Origin of the sequence: Paucibacter sp. B51, from assembly GCF_027863535.1 — a bacterium.
GTDB lineage: Bacteria > Pseudomonadota > Gammaproteobacteria > Burkholderiales > Burkholderiaceae_C > Paucibacter_A > Paucibacter_A aquatilis.
In genome coordinates this window covers 3,512,670-3,532,435 of the sequence record NZ_JAPIVN010000001.1, presented here as the reverse complement: position 1 = coordinate 3,532,435, position 19,766 = coordinate 3,512,670, and the positions used below count along the sequence as shown (strand labels likewise).

Sequence of the window (19,766 nt, the reverse complement as noted above, 5' to 3'; positions counted from 1 at the left end):
CATTGCAACTGCGGAGGGAAACCCACTGGGTAAGCGTCCGGCCAAGTCATCTTGAACTTGACCGCTGAGGCAGCAAGGATCATGTCCACGATCAATTCAATGGTGGACATGATGGCAAGCGACAAATCCGCAAAGCGACGGAACTACAGCGAGGCGCTGAAGGCGCAGGTGATGGCCGAATGCGAAGCGCCCAGCAGCTCGGTGGCAAAGGTGGCACTGGCCCACGGCATCAATGCCAATGTCGTGCACCGCTGGAGGCAACTCGCCCGCGAAAGCCGGCCATCAGTGCCCGCGATCTCCAGCGGCTTTGTACCGGTGGCGCTGGCGCCGTCACCCGTTCAGTCAGGGTCGGCTCCCACCACTGACATTCAGGTCCAGTTGCGCCGCGGTGCGACTTTGATGACGGTCACCTGGCCGGTGTCAGCCGCTTCGGACTTCGCTGCCTGGACCCGTGAGTTGCTTCGATGATTCGGGTGGACGCCGTGTGGCTGGCGGTCGAGCCGCTGGATATGCGCGCGGGAACCGAAGCGGCGATGACACGCGTCGTCAACGTCTTTGGTGCAGCCAGGCCCCACCATGCCTACCTGTTCGCCAACCGGCGCGCCAATCGCATGAAGGTATTGGTGCACGATGGCATTGGGGTCTGGTTGGCTGCGAGGCGACTGAATCAGGGCAAGTTCGTCTGGCCCCGAGAAACCGACCAGACCCTGGCGCTGACTCAGCAACAGCTCGACGCCCTGGTGCTGGGCCTACCCTGGCAGCGCATCGGCGAGGCCGACATCATCAGCATGCTGTAGATGCCCTAACGCAGTACTCCAGCGCAATTGCCGGATGTGCTGATGTGGCGTGGCCAAGTCACAGGCACGATCACTCTCCGTGATCGCCACCGACTTCATCGACACGCTTACTCCCGAGCAACTGCGCCAGGCGTTGCATTCGGCGCTGGCCGAAGTTCACCGTCACGAGCGCCAGGCAGCGCACAACCGGGCGCTGATTGACAAGCTGACCCATGAGATGGCGGTGCTCAAGCGGCTGAAGTTCGCAGCCAAGTCCGAGAGCTTCAATGCGGAGCAGAGGAGCCTGCTCGAAGAAGCACTCGATGCCGATCTGGCTGCGCTGGCACAGGAGATCGAGCAACGCGAGCCTGCCAAGGCCAGTCCCGACGAGAAGCGCCAAGCCAAACGCAGCGCGTTGCCGGCTGAACTGCCACGGCGCGAAGTGCGCCATGAGCCCGGCTGCCTCACCTGCCGTTGCGGATGCCAGCTCAAGCGCATCGGTGAAGATGTAGCCGAGAAGCTCGACTACGTGCCCGGCGTCTTCACGGTCGAACGCCATGTGCGCGGCAAGTGGGTCTGCGGCCACTGCGAGACTTTGGTGCAGGCGCCCGTGGCCCCTCACATCATCGACAAAGGCATCCCCACCACCGGGCTGCTGGCGCAAGTGCTGGTGGCCAAGTATCTGGACCACCTGCCGCTGTACCGCCAGGAGGGCATCTTTGGCCGCGCCGGCATGGCCATCCCGCGCTCTACGCTGGCCGAATGGGTCGGCCAATGCGGCGTGCAGTTGCAGCCGCTGGTAGATGCGCTCAAGGCCAAGATGCTGAGCCGCAGCGTGCTGCACGCGGACGAGACACCGGTAGCTATGCTCAAGCCCGCGAGCCAAAGAGATGGCAGACCCACCGCGCCTATTTGTGGAGCTATTGCACGACGGCGTATAGCGACCTGCGCGCGGTGATCTTCGACTTCGCTGACAGCCGAGGTGGCCAGCATGTCCGGGCCTTCCTTGGATTGGATGAAGGAAGGAAACCAGCCTGGCAAGGCAAGCTCGTCTGCGATGACTTCTCCGGCTACAAGGCCTGCTTCGAGCTGGGCGTGACCGAGGCGGGGTGCCTGGCCCACGCCAGACGTAAGTTCCATGAGCTGTGGGCCAACCATGGCAGCCAGGTCGGCGAGCAGGCGCTGAAGTTCTTCGGCGAGCTCTACGAGATCGAGCGCGAGGTCCGTGAACTTGATCCCGAAGGTCGCAAGCGCCTGCGGCAACTGCGCTCAAGACCCGTGGCTGACGCCTTGCAGCAATGGTTGAGTGGGCAACGTCAAAGGGTGCCCGAAGGTTCTGCCACGGCCAGGGCCATCGACTACAGCCTCAAGCGTTGGCAGGCGTTGACGCGCTTCATCGACGATGGCGACTTGCCTGCTGACAACAACTGGGTCGAAAACCAGATCAGGCCCATTGCCATCGGCAGGTCGAACTGGCTATTCGCGGGCTCGCTTCGCGCCGGCCAGCGTGCAGCCGCCGTCATGAGCCTGCTGCATTCGGCAAAACTCAATGGACTTGAGCCATACGCATATCTCAAGGACGTACTGACTAGACTACCAACGCAGCCTGCCGTCCGGATCGCTGAACTTCTGCCACATCACTGGCTGCCCGCAGAGACAGCAAGTTGACTCTCCGCATCCGCCGAAGCCGGTCAGCGGTGACGCTTCCGGTCCTTGTGTGCGCCCGCGCACAGACGGCGAGTTCTGAGAGTGCCAACATCGCTGCATGGGTAAAAAAACATCTTCCAATGGAATACCGATCCAACAGGCCATGGCGAATTGGGCCGCAGCTATTGAAGCAGTCCTGCAAGACATTGACCGCATTGCAAAGGGGGGGGCAGCCGAACCCGACAGCGACCAGTGATTTGATCGCCGCGGCTGAAGCTGCTCGGCTTCAATGTGAGGAGGCTCACTTGCTGTGAACCTCACACAAGATGTGTTTGCCGGACGCATACCCCACTGGTGTGACCGTGTAGCTTGCAAACCTAAAGGCTACAGGTCGCCATCGGTAGTTCTCCCCTAGGACGAAACCTTGAGCACTGCTGTGGAACCGACGCCATCAGGCAATCCTTGCACTTCGAATGTCTCGATCAGTCGAACAACAGCACCAGGTTCCACTGGGAAGTAACCATCTTTTCCAACTGACAGGTTCGCTGCGCGAGGCCATGCCGACACATGCACGCGTCACGGAGTCCGGACATACGGGAGAGCCGCTTTAGGACTCAGTCGATTGGAGTCGTTTCAGAATATTCTGGGCGAGCCCCTTCGCCAACTTCACAGCGGCGCGGGTTGACTCATCGCAACGGCCCTTGGATAGATGGAGATCCGCCGCTCGCAGGCTTTCGAAAAGAACCCGGGCCGAATCAATCAACTCAGTTGAGCTGGCTTCCATGGAAACACCGAGCCGAACGATCAGCATCTGACGGTCGGCCTGAGTCAATAGCTCATGCAAAGCACGTTCCCAAGGCGTCGACGTCTTGACGCCCTTGCACAGCAACTGCAGTAAGTTGTCGAGGTCGGCAATAGCCTTTGCCGTTGGATCCAAAGCGGTCATCAGTCGCTGAAATGCAGTGAGAAGTTTCGAGAGGGCTTGCAGCGCCACAGCCAAACGCTATTGGCCAAGCGAAAGCACACGATCAAGGGGCTTGCCGGGTACAAATCACAGCACCTGTGACAAATCCATTGTGCCCTGAGTCTTTCCTCTATCCGGTTCAGGGCCGACTTTCCTCGCAAGCTTAAAACGAGGAAACTCATGAAGAATCGATTCAAAGACGAGAGAGTGACTCACATACCGGCAGCGGCGGAAAGCTTGCAGGAATCGACCTCTTTTCTCATGGCTGCCGTGAAAGCCTGAACCAACGGGATATCGAAGACCGCCGCGATCACCAGATCCTGGGTCTGAGCTGGCGCGTCGGCAACCGCGTGCTGCCATGGCCTGGAATGAACAGGACGCGCGGGACTTGACTCATGGCTGCGGTCCAAGACCTGCCCCGCTTCGGGTGCCCTCGCATGGCAGCTGGCTGAACGAGTGGCGCACCAGCCGAGAAAACTACCACGCTGAGGTCCAAGCTGCCGCGAAAACCACCTCGCTGACACCGTGCAGCCCGCCAGCGTCTGGCGCCACGACTTCTTGCCAGACGAAGTCCGTACTTGACGAGTACATGCGGGATTGCCTGTTCATCATGCCGGCCCGCCGGCTGCGCTCACAGCACGCGATCCTGACACTTTGCAGACTCATGCGCATCTAAGGAATGCCCGAACATATCCGAAGCGACAACCGCGCGGAGTTCGCCATACGCTCGCTGCTCTACGAGACTCACCGGCACGGCAGCCACAAATCTCGTGTGAAGCTGGACGGATTCTTTCCGTTCAAGCCGGATGCAAAAAATCTGAAAGCTTCAGAACTCGGGATCCAGATAGATAACAGCCAAGTAACGCGACAAACAAGCAGCACAATCAGGAACATTCACGCGGAGAATCGCCCAACCGATCCGACTCAACCTTGTATTTCAAACGGTGAACCTCGATCACTCTGTAGGTTCAAGCTGCAGAAGACGTCAAGTGAGCTTTTGTTGTGAGCCTCGATTGACTTAGCCAACCAAGGAACGCTATGCCCGCAGAAAGACCTCAGCTGTACGACCAGGACTACCGCCACTTTGACACGCTGATATGGCAGGCGCCAACCTGGGCGAGCGCCGTCTTCACGTTCACGATGACGACTGCAGGACTACTTCTAACCAACCTCGAGAAAGTTAGCCTTGCGTTGAAGCTAGATCCTCTGCCAACGCTCTCAGTCTTCCTGCTGGCCGTTTTCGTCGTGTTAATGCTGCTCGCCAATGCCCTGGTTCGATTTCGCCTGCATCAGGGAGCACTGCCTGCACCGGCGATCGTGGTCAGAAGGCCGTGGTGGCAGCCTCGAGGGCACACATCGTTGTTGCTGGTGATTTTCATCGAATCGGCTGTTTTACTTTCCTTTGGTCTCTACTGTGCAGGGTTGCCGATCCAAGCGTCCAACGCTGCGGCAATTGCACTTCTTGTGGTCCTGTTTCCAATCCTGGAGTTGTGGGTGCTCAACACAATTGAGCTACAACGCCATCAGGCCCAGTCTTCTGGGGCTACCTCGCAACCCACGCATTGAGAGCGATTGAACCCAAACCAGTGGCCCACTTTAGTGGCTGACTTGCGTCCTTCGATGCGGTCCAGTTGCTAGGATGCGGCCATGATTCAACACTCCAACAACGAAGAACTGCGTGTCCTTGTCGCCTCCAGCGGTCTACCCATGGCGGTGGCGCTGACTATTTTCAATCGAGGCCTGGGCGTCAACGCATGCACATCAAGCGCATGGGCGGCATACCTCAGTGATCCTGGCTCATCTCAGTACCGAGAACTGAACGACGACCTGCTCAAGCACGCAGAAGCCCAGTTCGCAGCAGCAGCGCGCTAAAGCAAGCCAAGCTTTCTCGTTCGACAGGCCTCCGCTCAGGCAGGCACGGTCCATCGCAACAGCACGCCCATAAAGCCCAACACCAACAACAGCTTCAACATCAGCCAGGTTGTGAAGCGGTAGCGACCATTGTTCGCGACTGCCCGGTGCAAGCGGGAGCACAGGCAAAAGAAGGCGAAACCACAGACCATCAGCCACAGATCACCTGAGGCTGAGGGCAAGGAACTGGCTCCCGCCATCCAAAGACCGGGCCACAGAACAGCATCCAAGGCGGCCAGCCATCGGCGTCCCGGCCAGTACGGAGCGTCCGCCTCCAACTGGGGCTCCCGAACCCATATCACCCACATAACACCTCCTTGATGCGTTGCATCGACCGGATGGTCGAAGCTCCGTCTCTTGATAGACGTTTGTCGCCCGCATCACCTCCATCCGATTTAGGTCTCCGAGTGCGCAGCCCCAACTGAACAGGACCCCTGATGAGCTGAATTTGGACAGGAAGTCATCGAGAGGCACCAACCGACCACGCCCTAGAGTTTGCTCAAGCAGCCCGATGTGGACTGCACAGCTCCTGGAGCCCATCGTGCCCACCACCCAGAACTGCAGCGCACCTACTCTCACCAGCGCCCTGCCCTGCGCGAAGAGGCTCAAGTTCCGCCAGACCCAAATCAGGGGACGACTGCCGCTGAGCCTGTTGGCCGCGCTTGTCCTCAGCACTGCTGCTTCAAACTCCGCCTTCGCGGTGGATGGGTGCCTGGTTCTTTTGTGCTTTGCGGCGCCAAATTGGCGCGCAGTTCCACAGTGCGTGCCTGTGATACGACAGGTCCTGCGAGATCTTGCTCGCGGTCGCGTCCTCCCACATTGCAGCATGTCGGGGACAGGAAACAGCGCCACCCACGAGTCGGCATCCGCGCCCGACAACTGCCCACCGCAATACATCCGATATCTGGAACGCCCCAACGGTGTGGTGCCCATCTGTCAGTTCAGCGGCGCTGTGGCGATCAAAGTGCGAGATGACTTGTGGTCTCGAACCTGGTGGGCATTCAACGGCGACAGCGTCACCGAGTTCAGCAGGGAAGCCAAACAGCAACTGGGTCAATGGGACCCACGTTTCGACGAGGACTATGCGCGCTGGTTGGCCGCACAACCGGTGAGTGAATGCTCGGACTGCTGATGCCATGGACAGCACCACCTTTGCCGCCCTCGCCCTGAGCTGTGCACCGGCGGTCCACCTGGAGACCGCCAAGGCCATCGTGGCCGTCGAAAGCAGTTTCAACCCCTATGCCATCGGGATCGTCGGCGGGGTGCTGGAGCGACAGCCTCGCCACCTCGCTGAAGCGATCGCCACGGCTCGGGCCTTGCAAGCCGAGGGCAGGAACTTCAGCGTCGGCCTTGGCCAAATCAACATCAGCCATTTCAAACGCCTCGGTCTGACCACGCGCACGTCCTTTGACCCATGCACCAATCTCGGCGCCCTTCAACGTGTGCTCGCTGAGTGCTTTGGCCGAGCTCTCTCGCGGAACGTGACGGACTCTCAGCCGCAACGAAGACTCAGACGCGCCCTCTCCTGCTACTACAGCGGCAGCTTCCTGACCGGCTTCCAACACGGTTATGTCCGCAAAGTGATGTCGGCAGCCGCGGGCATCTCACGCGAGGCTGCAAAGCCCGCCTCAAACGACAGTCCCAAGGAGAAGACATGAAACACATCGACTTCATCCGCCGTGACATGCCGGTCCTCGCCGCACTGGCATATGCACTGGGGGCATCCAGCGCCGCGGCCCAGGGCTTCGAAAAAATCAACACCACGGTGACCAATGTCAACGCCATCCTGGTCACGATTTCCGTCGCGGTGGTCACCATGGCCATCATCTGGGCCGGCTTCAAGATGATCTTCCAGGGGGCTCGCCTGGTCGATGTCGCCAATGTGCTGATCGGCGGCACGCTGGTCGGAGGCGCTGCAGCCTTCGCCAGCTTCATCGTGCTCTGAAGCCGCTGGTAAATCCACCATGCAAGGCGAGGCCATCTACAAAGGTGCCACCCGCCCGGCGATGAAGCTGGGCGTCCCTCTGGTGCCGCTTGTGCTGCTCTGCGGCAGCGGACTGCTCATGAGCCTGTGGAGTGGCCTGCTGCTGAGCTGGTGGCTTGCACTGACGGTATGGCTGGCCTTGCTGCCCACCCTGATGTGGATGCGTTGGCTCACCCACCGAGACGATCAGCGCCTGCGTCAAATGTTCGTGGCAGTGAAGTTGCGTCGCTATGACCGCAACCATCGACTGTGGAATGCGCGCTGCTATGCGCCCACCCTCTACCGGGGAGCACGTGATGCTTGGATTGTCTAAGACCCGAAGTCCACATCCAGATGCGCTGGCGCGCAGTGGCCTGCTAGGCCGCCGCCCGCGCCACTGGAACCAGATCCGGGCGGAGAATCCTCTGGCGCGATTCGTGCCTTTTTCTTCTCTGGTCAGCCCCCATGACGTGATCACACGCGGCGGCGACTACCTGCGGGTCTGGCGGCTCGACGGTGTGGCCTTCGAATGCGCAGACGAACATCAGATCGCAGACCGGCATGAGGCCTTGTGCAGCTTGCTGCGCAACCTATCAGGGGGTCAATGGGCGGTCTGGACCCACCGCGTGCACCGCATGATTGGTGATCGTCTGACCGATCCTGCCCACCCAGGCTTTGCGCAGGACTTGTCTCGCAGATACCAGGACCATCTGAGCAAGCAGCCCATGATGAGCCATGAGCTCTACCTGACCCTGGTCTATCGCCCCCAAGCTTTTCGCATCAGCCGCGCCTTGCAGCCGCGGCAAAGAACACGAGAGGCGATCGCTGAAGCACAAGCCGAGGCACTGCGCTCGATCGCTGAAAGATCCGCCCTATTGGAACGACTGCTGCGGGGCTTCGGTCCTCAGCTGCTGGGCAATCGAGAGCTGCAGGGCCGCCGCTGGTCCGAGCTGGCCACGTTTCTTGGCTTTCTGGTGAACGGTTGTTGGAGACCGATCCCCATGACGGCTGCACCGCTCTACCGAACCCTGCCAACCGCTCGCCTTTCATTCGATGGCGACAAGCTGGAGCTCCGGCAAGGCAGCAAAGTTCGCTATGCCGCCTTGGTCGACATCAAAGAATACGCCGATGAAGTTGAGCCCGGCGTCTTGAACCCTCTGCTGTACGAGCAAAGTGAGTTCATTGAAACGCAGAGTTTCTCGATCTTGCCGCGGCGACAAGCCATGCGCGCTCTCGAGCTGCAGCGTGATCAGCTGATCGCCAGCGATGACGTTGTGGCAAGCCAGGTATCGGCCCTCGATGTCGCCATGAACGAGCTGGGTGATGGTCAGTTCTGCATGGGCGAGTACCACTACTCCCTGATCATGTTCGGCAGGGATGTTGCTGACGCGGGCCGCCGAGCCGCACAAGCCAGTGGCGCAGTGAGCGAAGCCTGCTCACTCCAAATGACGCCTGTGGACTTGGTTGCAGACGCAGCCTGGTTCGCCCAAATGCCGGGCAACTGGCAATGGCGAGCACGCGAAGCCAAACTCTCATCCCGGGCATTTGCTGCGCTGGCCAGCGGGCACAACTTTGCAAGAGGCAAGCGGGATGGCAACCCCTGGGGCGAGGCCCTTGCCCTGATGCGGACGCCGTCGGGCCAGCCCTTCTATCTCAACCTCCACAGCAGCCCGGAAGGCCAGGACTCGAAGGACCAAAAACTGCCGGGCAACACCCTGATCATCGGGTCCACCGGCGTGGGCAAGACGACGCTGGAGATGTTTCTCCTCTGCCTCACACAGAAGTGGCAACCCATGCCGCGCCTCGTGCTCTTCGATCTGGACCACGGATGCGAAATCGCCATACGCGCACTCGGCGGGCGCTACCTCGCGCTCGAAGCTGGACAGCCTACTGGCTGCAACCCCCTCCAGCTGTCCCCCACGCCAGCCCGCTTGCAGTTCTGGGAGCAACTGGTCCGCAACTGCATCACCAGCACCGCCCTGCCACTCCTGCCAGCCGATGAGCGTGCCATCGCTCATGCGATCCAAGCCGTAGCCATGATGCCGGCGCCCCTGCGTCGGTTCTCAACGCTGAGGCAGAACCTGCCCAAGGCCGGTGAGAACAGCTTGTACGAGCGATTGGGCCGCTGGTGCGAGGGCGGTTCCTTGGGCTGGGTCTTCGATCAAGCGCCCGACCAGCTCGGAGACCTCGTCCAGGCCCAGATCCTGGCCTTCGACACCACCGAGTTCCTGGACCTGCCAGAAGTACGCACGCCCGTGATGATGTACCTGCTGCATCTCATGGACGAGATGGTCAACGGCGACCGACTGATCTATGTCATCTCGGAGTTCTGGAAGGCACTGGATCACGAAATCTTCAGTGACTTTGCCAAGCACAAGCAGAAGACCATTCGCAAACAGAACGGTCTGGGCATCTTTGACACCCAGAGTCCATCCGACGTTCTCCGGCACCCGATCGGCCGAACCATGGTCGAACAAAGCGTGACCAAGATCTTCCTGGCCAACCCCGAAGCGGTTCGAGAAGAGTACGTCGAGGGCTTCGGCCTCAGCCAGTCCGAGTTAGAGATCGTCCGCAGCCTGAGCGCCCAAGGCGGGCGACGCTTCCTGGTCAAGCAAGGCCACAGCAGCGCCATCTGTGAGTTGGATCTCTCAGGCCTGGAGGATCTCATCACCGTGCTCTCTGCCACGACCGACAACGTCGCCCTGCTCGACGAACTTCGCAAAGCTCATGGCGACCAGCCCGCACAGTGGCTGCCGCAATTGCTGCGCGAAGTGCACGGCCGCAAACAAGGCACATCAAGGAGCTCCACATGAACGCCGCAATCGCGACGACGACCATGCTGCTGTGCTTGACCGCGCTTGCTGCCAAAGCGCAGTACGTGATGGGCAACGAGGCCGTTCACTTCATGCCCGACGGAAGCACGCGGGTCGAAACACCGCCAACACAGCAAGTGCTGATGCCCAAGCCATGCCCAGCCGCAAGCCCTGCTTGCACAGGAGGAGGCTGGCGCATGGTCGAAACCCAGCGTGGCTTGATGGAGTGCACTGAGATCTATGCCAGGCCCAGCACCTGCCGCACATCCACCTACGGCGCATTGAAACGGTCCCGCCTGTGGATCGTCAAGACTGGTGGGCAATGGATGCAGTGCAGCTATCCCGATCTCAGCAAGGGCTGCGTCAGCACCAAAAGTTTGCCCAGCCCGAAAGTGCAGTAGACAACAGGAGTCCACACCATGTTCACCTGGGTTGGCAATCAGTTCAACACGGTTCTCAACACCTACGTGCTGGGCGTGGTGTCCGCTTTGATGGCTGCCATCACACCGTTGGCGCTGGCCTGCATGACCGTCTGGGTCAGTCTCTACGGATGGGCCGTCCTGCGCAATGAAGTGCCGGACAGCCTTCCCGTCTTTGCCTGGAAGGTCTTCAAGATCGGGCTGGTGCTGGCATTTGCATTGCAGGCTGCCTTCTACATTCGAAATGTCTCGGAGACTGCAGAAGCACTGGCTTACGGCGTCGCCAGCACGTTCCTTCCGTCGTCTTCTGACCCAACGACGGTAAATACGCCCTACGCGCTCCTCGACGTGTTCAATGACCGTGCAAGCCAACTGGTCGTCGACTTGTTTCGCGAGATCAGCATCACACGCCTGGATCTGCTGTTCGCGGCGGTTGTGACCTCCATCGGCAATGTCATCTTTCTGTGCATCGCACTCTATGTGGTCACGCTCTCCAAAGTCTCTCTCAGCTTCGTCATTGCCATCGGACCGCTCTTCATTCTGTGCCTGGCCTGGCGCCCCACAGCGCGCTTCTTCGACAGCTGGTTATCCATGGTACTGAACACGGTGGTCCTGACCTGGTTCGCGTTCTTTGCCTTGGGGCTAAGTCTGTTCATGGGTCAAGCGATGGTCCACACGCTCGAAGACCAAGGTGGCTTTCTTGGCTCCAGCTTCAATGCCGTATCCGAATCCATTCGGTACGCGATCGTCATGGTGCTGATGGCCGTGATCTGTTTCCAGGCACCCAGCTTGGCCTCGGCACTCACCGGCGGGGCAGCCATCCAGCAAGGCATCCAGATGGTCCAGAACACCTTGATCGTCTCGCGCGGACGCTCGTGGTCCCCGGCCGCTGACGCAGGAACGGCACCGGGCGGAGAGATGCGCGCAGGCGTAGGAGTTTCTTATGCCGCAGGGCACAGCGTTGGCGCCACCGACCGTTGGTCTCGATCCGCAGCTCATGAAGCCAGTGCCCTTGCACAGCGCAGCTACGGTGCCCTCCGCACCGCGGCCTACAAGCTTGCCGCCATGCGGGGACGCAATTGACACCCTCAACGCAACGGAGGTCTTATGAGCAGCAACCGTCCCTTCATCACCGCCATCGTGGCCGGTGCATGTGCAGCTACGGCTCACGCCCAAGGCATCCCGGTGATTGACGTCGCCAACCTGGCACAGACGGTTCAGCAGGTGAGTAACGACATCGCACAGATCAACAACCAGTTCGCCCAGATCCGCCAGCTGCAGTTGCAAATACAAAGCGTGTCTGGCAGTCGCGGGCTCGGCACTGTTTTCAACAGCCCGCTCCTCAAGAACTACGTCCCTGCAGAGGCCTACAGCCTTCTCAATGCTGTAGACAGCTCGGGCTATGTGGGGCTGAATAGCACCGCCAAAGCACTGCGCGATCGAGGCATGGTCTACAACTGCCTCGATCTCAGTGGCACACCGCGCACTCGCTGCCAGGCCGAGCTCGCACGGCCCTACCAGCACAAAGGCTTGCTGCAAGACGCCATGCGTTCGGCCGCCGGGCGCCTGAGCCAGATCCAAACCCTGATGGCCCAAGTCAACGCCACATCCGACCAGAAGGCAGTGCTGGAAATACAGGCTCGCATCGGCGCAGAAAACGCAATGCTCTCGCATGAGGTTTCACAGATCCAGATGCTGCAGGGCATGGCGGACAGTGAAGAGCGAATCGCGCGTTCGCGCGATCGAGAGCGGCAACACCAAATGCTCTCCCGCACCGCCAAGGTGTCGGACTACCTGCCGTAGATCCGCAGCTCCGTCCGATCCGGCCGAACCAAGCATGTGCCTGGTGCCAGACGTGCCTGATGCCAAACGTGCCCAGCATCATTGGAGGACACCCCATGAGTGCGATCTTTGAATCCAATCACGCTGCCGCATGGACGGAGTCAGGGGATGAAACCGCCCGGGAGTCTGATGAGCCAAGCATCTGCGAAACGAACCGCTTGTGGGAGCTTGATCGCACGCTGTGCATAGAGCGTTCTGAGCGAAGGGCCTGGTGGGTGGCCGGAGCCGGCTTGACCCTGGGCCTGATGGGCGTCGCCGCAGTCTTTGTTCAAGGCCCACTGCGTCGGGTGGTAGAGATTCCCATCGTCGTGGACCGGGTCACCGGCGAGACCACCATTCAGCAGCGCTTGAGCGCTGAAACCATCCCTCCCCTGGAGGCGCTGGACAAACACAACCTGGCCTCATTCGTGCGCGCCAGGGAGGGCTATGTCTGGATGTTCCTGCAACGCGACTTCGATCAAGTGGCCCGCATGGCCGTGCCGGCCGTGTTTTCGGAATACAACCGACAGTTCGAAGGTGACAACCCGCTCCACAAACGCATCGGAGCCAGCGAGGACTGGCGCATCCAGGTGATCAGCGTTCGCCTGTCCCCGGCAGGCCGCAGTGGCAACCGCAGCGAAGCCACCGTCACCTACGAGAAAACCGTTCGCGCTACCGAACGCACTGTGCCCGAGTCCACGACACGCCATGTGGCAAGCGTGGTCTACCAGTACCAGCCCGATGCCCTGGCCAAAGAGCGGGATCGTCTGGAGAACCCGTTCGGGTTTGTCGTCACGGCTTATCGCTCCGATCCTGAGATCAACACCGCCGCGCAAGGACAACGACCATGATGCACTTCAGCGCCACCCTGGTCGCGTGCGTGTGGATCGCAGGAAGCCACGCATTCGCCTCACCGAGTCCAGCCGACCCGAGATTGCGCGAGGTGACCTACAGCGCACAAACTGTGGTCAGCATCCCGGTGCGCCGGGGTGTCGTGACCCACATCATGTTGGACGAGGATGAGTCCATCCTCGAAGTGGCAGCCGGGCTGGGCGCGGACTGTGCCAGAGCAGAGACTGCGTGGTGCGTGGCAGCCCAGGCCGGCAATCGACACCTGTTCGTCAAACCCAAAAGTACGGCCACCGCAGCCAACAACCTTGCGGTGGTGACAAGCCGCCGCGTCCATGCGTTTCGCCTCGAGGTCTTGAGTGACGCGGACACAAGACCCGCAGTCTTTCGACTGATGGTCAGGGCTCCTCAGCCTTCAGCCCCAAACAAGGCTTCGCTGATGACGGCCGCGCCCAGACTCACAGCAGGTACTTGGCTGGAGCCGATCACAGCCCCGATGCTCAGCACGCCAGCCGCCACAAAGCCGAACGCAAGCTCCTCCCGAGAACTCGTGGCCGAGCGACTGAAGGCCAAGCCGCAGGCGCTGAACACTCGGTACTCATTCGCCGAAGGCGACAACTCCCAGGACATCGTTCCGACCTTGGTCTTTGACGATGGTCGTTTCACCTACCTGAAGTTTCCCGGCAACCGAGAGCTGCCTGCGATTTTTCACGTCCTGGGAGATGGCGGCGAAGCTCTACTGAACACGCGCATGGAAGACGACTTGCTCGTGATCGACCGCGTCGCGCGGCGACTGATGCTGCGCGCGGGGAATGCTGTGGTCGGCCTCTGGAACGATGCGTTTGATCTTGAGGGCAAGCCACCCATGCAGGGCACGACGGTACCGGGCATCGAACGTGCACTCAAATCCAACGCTGACGAGGCGATGCACACACCACCAGGAGTCTCGCCATGAAACGGAGCCAATCCCCTGCGCCTGACAGCCTAGCCCCTGGCCCTTCAGAACGGGAATCGACCGGCGTCCATAGCTCCGCGCAGCGTACCGAGCCGTGCACCTCAGCGGACACCACGCCGGACACTGAAGCTGGTCTCAACAAGTTCCCAGCTGGGGATGGTGAGGCGGTCATACCGGACATCTCTGCCGGGAACAAGCCCGGGCTGTCCAAGAAAGGCTTGCTCGCGATCGCACTGTTGTTTTGCGTGCTGAGCGCCATCGCCACATTCAGCATCCAACGCAGCCTGTCCAAACCCAAGACACCTTCAGATCAGCGGCCTCAGCTGAACAAGGATCGGCCCATGGCGGCCTCTGTCCAAGCCCGCAAGCTCGATCTGCAAGAGCCGCCGACAGAGCTCAACTCAGCACTGCGCAGCGCAACCCAAGCGCCTGGCGACACGGCCCCTGCCCAGCGGTCTCTTGACCTCTCACCAACTTCACCCACCATCCCAGCCCCCGTGCCCAATGCCGACGAGCTTGCAGAGCCCATCGGCATCCGTCGCCATGCTGGATCCGCTGGCGCCCTGCCCGCCACAAGGCCCGAGGACGCCCCCACCCTCATCGTGAGTTCGCGCCCAAACCCTGCATCAACGCAAGGTTCAACACAGCGGCGAATGCCGGTCACTGACGCGGGCATAGACACGCCGGAGTCCCTGACGCGGACCGATGCGCAAGATGCCTTGGACGCAAGCTCACGGAACCTGCAGGAATACCAACGCCAGCTTCAAACCCTGCTGACATCTCTGAGTCACCGCGGCGAGCTGGCGGACGGTATGACAAAAGGCCTCAGCGCATCCAGCGATACGGATCTGGAGAGCAGGTTGAACTCCGAGGTGGGCGGAAGGCTGGACGCCAAGCCATCCTCAGGTGCCAGGGTACAGGGTGCAGCAAGCACGACAGGCTACCGCCCAAACACTCGCGATGAGGGACCGGAACAACGCCGCGGCGCTCTTTTTGGCGGGCAACTGCAGGCTTCAAACACCGCCGCAGTCATGGCATCAGAGCTGAGTCACCGCAGCCTGACTCTGCCCAAAGGTACATCGTTTACCTGCGCCCTCAAAACCCGTCTGATCAGCGCCGCGTCTGGTCTGGTCGGCTGCCTGGTCCAGCGCCACGTCTACAGCGATGACGGTCGGGTTCTGCTGATTGAGCGTGGCTCCCACATGGATGGCGAGTACCGGGTGGCGGCCCTTCGTCCAGGCGCTGTTCGCATACCGGTTCTGTGGACTCGAATACGGACCCCACATGGGGTGACGGTTGACATCGATTCACCCGCAACCAGCGCTCTCGGCGACTCAGGCATTGATGGGCATGTGGACAAGCGATGGGGTGAGCGCATCGGCGCGGCCATGCTCTTGTCACTGATCGACGATTCGGTGAAATTGGTGATCCAGAACCAGCGCAGCGAGCAGGGGCGAAACGAAACCATCTTGCTTCCCTCGACCACCGCCAACACCAGCAAGCTGGCTGAGAAGGTGCTGGACAGCACGATCAACACGCCGCCATTGATCTATCAGACTCAGGGTGCTGTGGTCGGCATCTACGTGGCACGTGATGTGGACTTCTCCTCCGTGTATGAGCTCCGGCCGACAGCACGCCCCACACCTCAGGAGACCCGCGAATGAAAGCCGTGGTTGCCAGCTCGCTTCAAGATGGCCCCGAAGGCTGCACGGTCGAGGCCGTGTGGCGCGGCGATGCCACTTCTGTCGTTGAGTTCATGCGTCCGCTTCGGGAGCAACTCGATGCGCCGGGCGTTCTCGAAGTCTGCGTCAACCGCCCCGGCAAGCTGATGGTGGAAACAGCCACGGGTTGGCGCGCGGTCGCAGCCCCAGAGATGACGCAAGAGCGCTGCCTGGCCCTTGCCGTTGCAGTGGCCACGTTCTGCGATCAGCACATCAGCTCAACATGCCCATTGCTTTGCGCAAACCTCCCGAGCGGCGAGCGCATCCAGTTTGCGATACCCCCGGCGGTACCCCGCGACACCGTGTCCATTTCTGTGCGCAAGCCCTCCCAGTTGACCCGGGCCCTGGAGGACTTCAAGCGGGAGGGTCAGTTGGACTGCTGGAGTCGCACAAGGCCATCTGTGACCGGGACTTCCGATTTCAGAGAACAGGAACTTCTAAGTCTGTATGAGACAGGCCACTACATCGAGTTCCTGAAGCTCGCGGTCCGAAGCCAACAAACCATGGTGGTCAGTGGACGCACCGGATCTGGCAAAACGACATTCATGAAGAGCTTGATTCGTGAGGTTCCGCGCCAGGAACGACTCATCACGATTGAAGACACTCCCGAGCTGACCTTGCCCGACCATCCCAACGCGGTGCATCTCTTTTACAGCAAGGGCGCCCAAGGCTCGGCCCATCTCTCCGCCAAATCTCTTCTGGAAAGCTGCCTGCGCATGAGGCCCGACCGGATCTTGCTGGCGGAGGTGCGAGGAGATGAGTGCTTCCACTTTGTCCGGCTGGCAGCCTCGGGCCATCCAGGCAGCATCACCAGCATCCACGCAGGCAGCTGCGAACTGGCCCGTGAGCAGATGGCCTTGATGATCCGAGAGACCTCTGCAGGCGGTGGTCTGGGCCTCGATGAAATCAGACGACTGCTTGATGGGATCATTGACGTCTTCGTTCACTTCGACCGCGACGAGCGAGGCCGCTTCATCTCGGACATTCAGTACCGACCACGCAGCTCGCGTGCCCGCCAGAACACGTCGCGAGCTTCCAGCTCGGTTTTTCCTGAAGTGTGGGTGAGGCCCACGCGCCATCAAGCGAGGGCGCGATGAGCTCCGCTGGTGCGCTACCCGGCCCCACCTGGTCACCCCGACGTAGATGCGCGGCCGGCCTGTTTGCAGTTGCAGGGTTGGTGGGCGCGGCCTGTGTTGTCAGCTACCTGGCTGGCGTCCTCTTCCTGATACTGAGCAAGACCGACCCGAGGCAGGCTGGGCCCACCAGCATTGCCCACTACTGGCGTCTCTACAGCGCGGACACTGTGCTGAGAAAGCGCCTACAGACGGCCATCACCGCCGCATTCGGGCTCGTGATCCTGCCTGCCGCGGGATTGCTCGCCAGCGCTCGCACGCGGCGCCCCCTTCATGGCGATGCCCGATTCGCCACGCGCGCTGAAATCGAACGTGCGGGCTTCTTCTCAAGAGATGGATCGCCAGCAATCCTTCTGGGGCGCGACCGGGGTCGCTTTCTGAGCTTGCGCGGGCAACTGTCCGTCATGTTGTCAGCCCCCACTCGCAGCGGCAAAGGTGTGGGCGTGGTCATCCCCAACCTGCTGAACTGGCCCGACTCTGTCGTGGTCCTCGACATCAAGGGCGAGAACTACGACATCACCGCGGGGTATCGGGCCGCTCACGGGCAAGCTGTTTACGCCTTCTCCCCGTTCGACGAGGACGCCCGGAGCCATCGATGGAATCCGCTGGAGACCGTTCGAGCCGACCCGCTGCACCGCGTTGGTGACTTGCTGGCGATCGCCCAGATCTTCTTCCCGAGCGAGAGTGGCAGCACCTCATCTGAGGCCTTCTTCAACGACCAGGCGCGCAGTCTCTTCATGGGCCTGGGACTGCTGCTGCTGGAAACCCCCGCGTTGCCACGGACCATGGGAGAAATGCTTCGTCAGTCCTCCGGCAAAGGGCAGCCCTTGAAGGAGCACCTGATCTCCTTCATGCAGCAACGCAAGCAAGGGCCACGCCCCCTGAGCCAAGAATGCACAGACGCGTTGCAGCGCCTGCTCTCTAACTCGGACAACACCTTGACCAGCATCGTCGCTACTTTCAATGCGCCTTTGACTTTATTTGCAGATGCGGTGGTTGATGCTGCCACCAGCGCCAGTGACTTCCGAGTCGACGAAACACGCCGTCGCCGCATGTCCATCTATGTCCGCATCCCCCCAAATCGACTGGCCACGGCCAAGCCACTGCTGAACCTGTTTTTCTCCCAGCTGATCCTGCTGAACACGCGACACCTCCCGGAACAGGACCCGACACTGACGCTGCAATGTCTGCTAATCCATGACGAGTTCACCGCCATGGGGCGTGTGCCCATCATCAGCAGCGCTGCGGGCTTTCTGGCGGGATACAACCTGCGGCTGCTCACCGTGGTCCAAGCCATGTCTCAGCTCGATGTCGTCTACGGAGAAAAGGACGCCCGGTCCTTCGCCACCAACCACGGCGTACAAATTCTCTTCGCACCTCGCGAGCAGCGCGATGCAGACGAATACAGCGCCATGCTGGGCCACTACACGGAACGGTGCACCTCAAGAGGTCGCAGCCAGTCCTTCAGTGCCCAAGGCCAGAGCAGCATCAGCAGCAATGAGAGCGAGCAACGCCGCGCGCTGCTGCTGCCGCAGGAGTTCAAGGAACTGGGCAGTGAGCGCCTGGTCCTGATCAGCGAGGGCTGCAAACCCATTCTTGCGGAGAAGATTCGCTACCACCGCGATCCCGCCTTCGTGCTGCGCCTGCGCGCGCCCCCCCTGGTCCCAAGAATGGACATGGAACTGCACTTCGCACGTATCCAGGAGCGATGGCGCTACGCCGATGACAACCTCCCCGACGAAAAGACCATCCAGGTCGAGGACATGGCCTACAACTTGAGCGCACTGCCGGATCAGCTCACCGGATCTCCGGAGGACATTGCCTCGCTCCTGCTTGACTTCCTGGAGGGCGCGGGCGCCGCGCAGGACGGCACCGGGGGCCAGATCGAGCCTCTGGGAGATACCGATGGCGTACTGATTCATCAGCAACAGACTTTTGGCGCTCCCCCCGCCCCGATCCGCACTCAACTGCGAGCTTGAAATGGAGCTTCACTGCATTCCAACTCAGTCACAGCGCAAGGGAACCACACCATGCAAACAACAGTAAGCCAGCGCCCGAAGCTGGCCTTGGGACTTCGGGAAGCCGTCTGTCGCATGCCCTTCACCTGGGGTCGAGCAGCACTCGTCAGCAGCATTGGCCGCCGGCTTTTGCTTTGCGCTCTACCTGCCTTGGCCTCCTGCACATCGCCACCCGGGCCGCCGAATGTGGACGAAACGCGGCGACGCCCGCTGAACATCGCCGCTGCCGTTGATCTACTGGCCTGTAGAAACGAGGCTCACAACACCAAACTGCTGCTCAACGACAAGGAGCTTGCCTTGCAAGAAGCCCAATCAAACAGAGCGGCGAACGCAGTTGAGCGGGCAAACCTTCTCCGCACGCACCTGCAACTCCTCGCCGATCACCAGCAAGTTCGGCCCCCGCAAGTCAATCAGGTGATCCTTGTGCACTTCGACTCAGGGAGCTCGGACCTCAAGCGACCCAGCCCAGCAACCAACGCCATGATTGAGGCGGCCAAATCCGCACCTTTGGTGGTCTTGCGAGGCCGCACTGATGGCAGCAAGGAGACGCTGGGCGACTCGCGACTGGCGCGCGGTCGGACCGCGGCCGTCTACGAGTTCTTGGTCAGCGCCGGCATCAGGCCCGACCGAATACGCAGCACCTACCAAGCAATAGGGGATCATTTGGCCGACAACAGCAGCGCCGCTGGACGAGCCAAGAATCGAAGAGTCGAGGTCGAGATCTATGCGGCGACGCCCACCGCATGGATGCCACCCAAGGACCTCCACGACTGATC

Annotated in this window: 21 protein-coding genes and 1 pseudogene; 19 read left to right on the top strand and 3 right to left on the bottom strand. The window is 60.9% G+C overall.

Translation table 11 applies throughout. The features are described from left to right. The first annotated feature begins 81 nt into the window (after positions 1-81). The 3 genes and pseudogenes from tnpA (at position 82) to tnpC (ending at position 2,444) form a co-directional block, all read left to right on the top strand. Positions 82-468 carry an IS66-like element accessory protein TnpA gene (tnpA, locus tag OOB33_RS15155; protein ID WP_271009287.1) on the top strand — a complete coding sequence of 129 codons (387 nt, stop codon included), beginning with the start codon at positions 82-84 and terminating at the stop codon, positions 466-468. Then, a complete protein-coding gene (tnpB, locus tag OOB33_RS15150) occupies positions 465-797 on the top strand; it encodes an IS66 family insertion sequence element accessory protein TnpB (RefSeq protein ID WP_271009286.1) in 333 nt (110 codons plus the stop codon). Before tnpA ends, tnpB begins: the two co-directional genes overlap by 4 nt. A 79-nt stretch (positions 798-876) precedes the next feature. After that, positions 877-2,444: pseudogene (tnpC, locus tag OOB33_RS15145) on the top strand (IS66 family transposase). A gap of 586 nt (positions 2,445-3,030) precedes the next feature. Here tnpC and OOB33_RS15140 read toward each other — a convergent pair. After that, the gene (locus tag OOB33_RS15140) at positions 3,031-3,369 is read right to left on the bottom strand and encodes a hypothetical protein (protein WP_271009285.1); all 339 of its coding nucleotides are present in this window, start codon (positions 3,367-3,369) and stop codon (positions 3,031-3,033) included. Positions 3,370-3,599: 230 nt separating this feature from the next. Beyond that, complete coding sequence (locus tag OOB33_RS15135) at positions 3,600-3,797, bottom strand: hypothetical protein (RefSeq protein ID WP_271009284.1); 198 nt, start codon at positions 3,795-3,797, stop codon at positions 3,600-3,602. A 628-nt stretch (positions 3,798-4,425) separates the two neighbouring features. Here OOB33_RS15135 and OOB33_RS15130 point away from each other — a divergent pair. Both OOB33_RS15130 and OOB33_RS15125 read left to right on the top strand, forming a co-directional pair. Beyond that, positions 4,426-4,953: a hypothetical protein gene (locus OOB33_RS15130; protein ID WP_271009283.1), complete on the top strand. Its 528-nt coding sequence runs from the start codon at positions 4,426-4,428 to the stop codon at positions 4,951-4,953. 81 nt (positions 4,954-5,034) lie between these two features. Then, positions 5,035-5,259 (top strand): hypothetical protein, encoded by a 225-nt coding sequence (locus tag OOB33_RS15125; protein WP_271009282.1) that lies wholly within the window; start codon positions 5,035-5,037, stop codon positions 5,257-5,259. A 35-nt stretch (positions 5,260-5,294) separates the two neighbouring features. Here OOB33_RS15125 and OOB33_RS15120 read toward each other — a convergent pair whose 3' ends face one another. Then, complete coding sequence (locus OOB33_RS15120) at positions 5,295-5,528, bottom strand: hypothetical protein (protein WP_271009281.1); 234 nt, start codon at positions 5,526-5,528, stop codon at positions 5,295-5,297. A 311-nt stretch (positions 5,529-5,839) separates the two neighbouring features. Here OOB33_RS15120 and OOB33_RS15115 point away from each other — a divergent pair, with 311 nt between their 5' ends. The 14 genes from OOB33_RS15115 to OOB33_RS15050 all read left to right on the top strand — a co-directional run bounded on the left by OOB33_RS15115 (position 5,840) and on the right by OOB33_RS15050 (position 19,764). After that, entirely contained in the window at positions 5,840-6,430 is a 591-nt protein-coding gene (locus OOB33_RS15115) for a hypothetical protein (RefSeq protein ID WP_271009280.1), read from the top strand. A gap of 4 nt (positions 6,431-6,434) precedes the next feature. Continuing rightward, positions 6,435-6,956, top strand: coding sequence for a lytic transglycosylase domain-containing protein (locus tag OOB33_RS15110; RefSeq protein WP_271009279.1), 522 nt, complete (start codon positions 6,435-6,437; stop codon positions 6,954-6,956). Next, positions 6,953-7,243: a TrbC/VirB2 family protein gene (locus tag OOB33_RS15105; RefSeq protein ID WP_271009278.1), complete on the top strand. Its 291-nt coding sequence runs from the start codon at positions 6,953-6,955 to the stop codon at positions 7,241-7,243. Before OOB33_RS15110 ends, OOB33_RS15105 begins: the two co-directional genes overlap by 4 nt. A 19-nt stretch (positions 7,244-7,262) precedes the next feature. Continuing rightward, a complete protein-coding gene (locus tag OOB33_RS15100) occupies positions 7,263-7,595 on the top strand; it encodes a type IV secretion system protein VirB3 (RefSeq protein WP_271009277.1) in 333 nt (110 codons plus the stop codon). Further along, the gene (locus tag OOB33_RS15095) at positions 7,579-10,074 is read left to right on the top strand and encodes a VirB4 family type IV secretion/conjugal transfer ATPase (protein ID WP_271009276.1); all 2,496 of its coding nucleotides are present in this window, start codon (positions 7,579-7,581) and stop codon (positions 10,072-10,074) included. The genes OOB33_RS15100 and OOB33_RS15095 overlap by 17 nt, the downstream gene beginning before the upstream one ends. Then, positions 10,071-10,475: a hypothetical protein gene (locus tag OOB33_RS15090; RefSeq protein WP_271009275.1), complete on the top strand. Its 405-nt coding sequence runs from the start codon at positions 10,071-10,073 to the stop codon at positions 10,473-10,475. Before OOB33_RS15095 ends, OOB33_RS15090 begins: the two co-directional genes overlap by 4 nt. 18 nt (positions 10,476-10,493) lie before the next feature. Beyond that, the gene (locus OOB33_RS15085) at positions 10,494-11,576 is read left to right on the top strand and encodes a type IV secretion system protein (protein WP_271009274.1); all 1,083 of its coding nucleotides are present in this window, start codon (positions 10,494-10,496) and stop codon (positions 11,574-11,576) included. A gap of 24 nt (positions 11,577-11,600) precedes the next feature. Then, entirely contained in the window at positions 11,601-12,296 is a 696-nt protein-coding gene (locus tag OOB33_RS15080) for a type IV secretion system protein (protein WP_271009273.1), read from the top strand. 95 nt (positions 12,297-12,391) lie between these two features. Beyond that, positions 12,392-13,165: a virB8 family protein gene (locus OOB33_RS15075; RefSeq protein WP_271009272.1), complete on the top strand. Its 774-nt coding sequence runs from the start codon at positions 12,392-12,394 to the stop codon at positions 13,163-13,165. After that, entirely contained in the window at positions 13,162-14,118 is a 957-nt protein-coding gene (locus tag OOB33_RS15070; protein WP_271009271.1) for a TrbG/VirB9 family P-type conjugative transfer protein, read from the top strand. The genes OOB33_RS15075 and OOB33_RS15070 overlap by 4 nt, the downstream gene beginning before the upstream one ends. Continuing rightward, positions 14,115-15,782 (top strand): type IV secretion system protein VirB10, encoded by a 1,668-nt coding sequence (gene virB10 / locus OOB33_RS15065; protein ID WP_271009270.1) that lies wholly within the window; start codon positions 14,115-14,117, stop codon positions 15,780-15,782. Before OOB33_RS15070 ends, virB10 begins: the two co-directional genes overlap by 4 nt. Next, the gene (gene virB11 / locus OOB33_RS15060) at positions 15,779-16,936 is read left to right on the top strand and encodes a P-type DNA transfer ATPase VirB11 (RefSeq protein WP_271009269.1); all 1,158 of its coding nucleotides are present in this window, start codon (positions 15,779-15,781) and stop codon (positions 16,934-16,936) included. Before virB10 ends, virB11 begins: the two co-directional genes overlap by 4 nt. Continuing rightward, complete coding sequence (locus OOB33_RS15055) at positions 16,933-18,951, top strand: type IV secretory system conjugative DNA transfer family protein (protein ID WP_271009268.1); 2,019 nt, start codon at positions 16,933-16,935, stop codon at positions 18,949-18,951. The genes virB11 and OOB33_RS15055 overlap by 4 nt, the downstream gene beginning before the upstream one ends. Before the next feature lie 51 nt (positions 18,952-19,002). Beyond that, complete coding sequence (locus OOB33_RS15050; protein ID WP_271009267.1) at positions 19,003-19,764, top strand: OmpA family protein; 762 nt, start codon at positions 19,003-19,005, stop codon at positions 19,762-19,764. Positions 19,765-19,766: the final 2 nt, after the last annotated feature.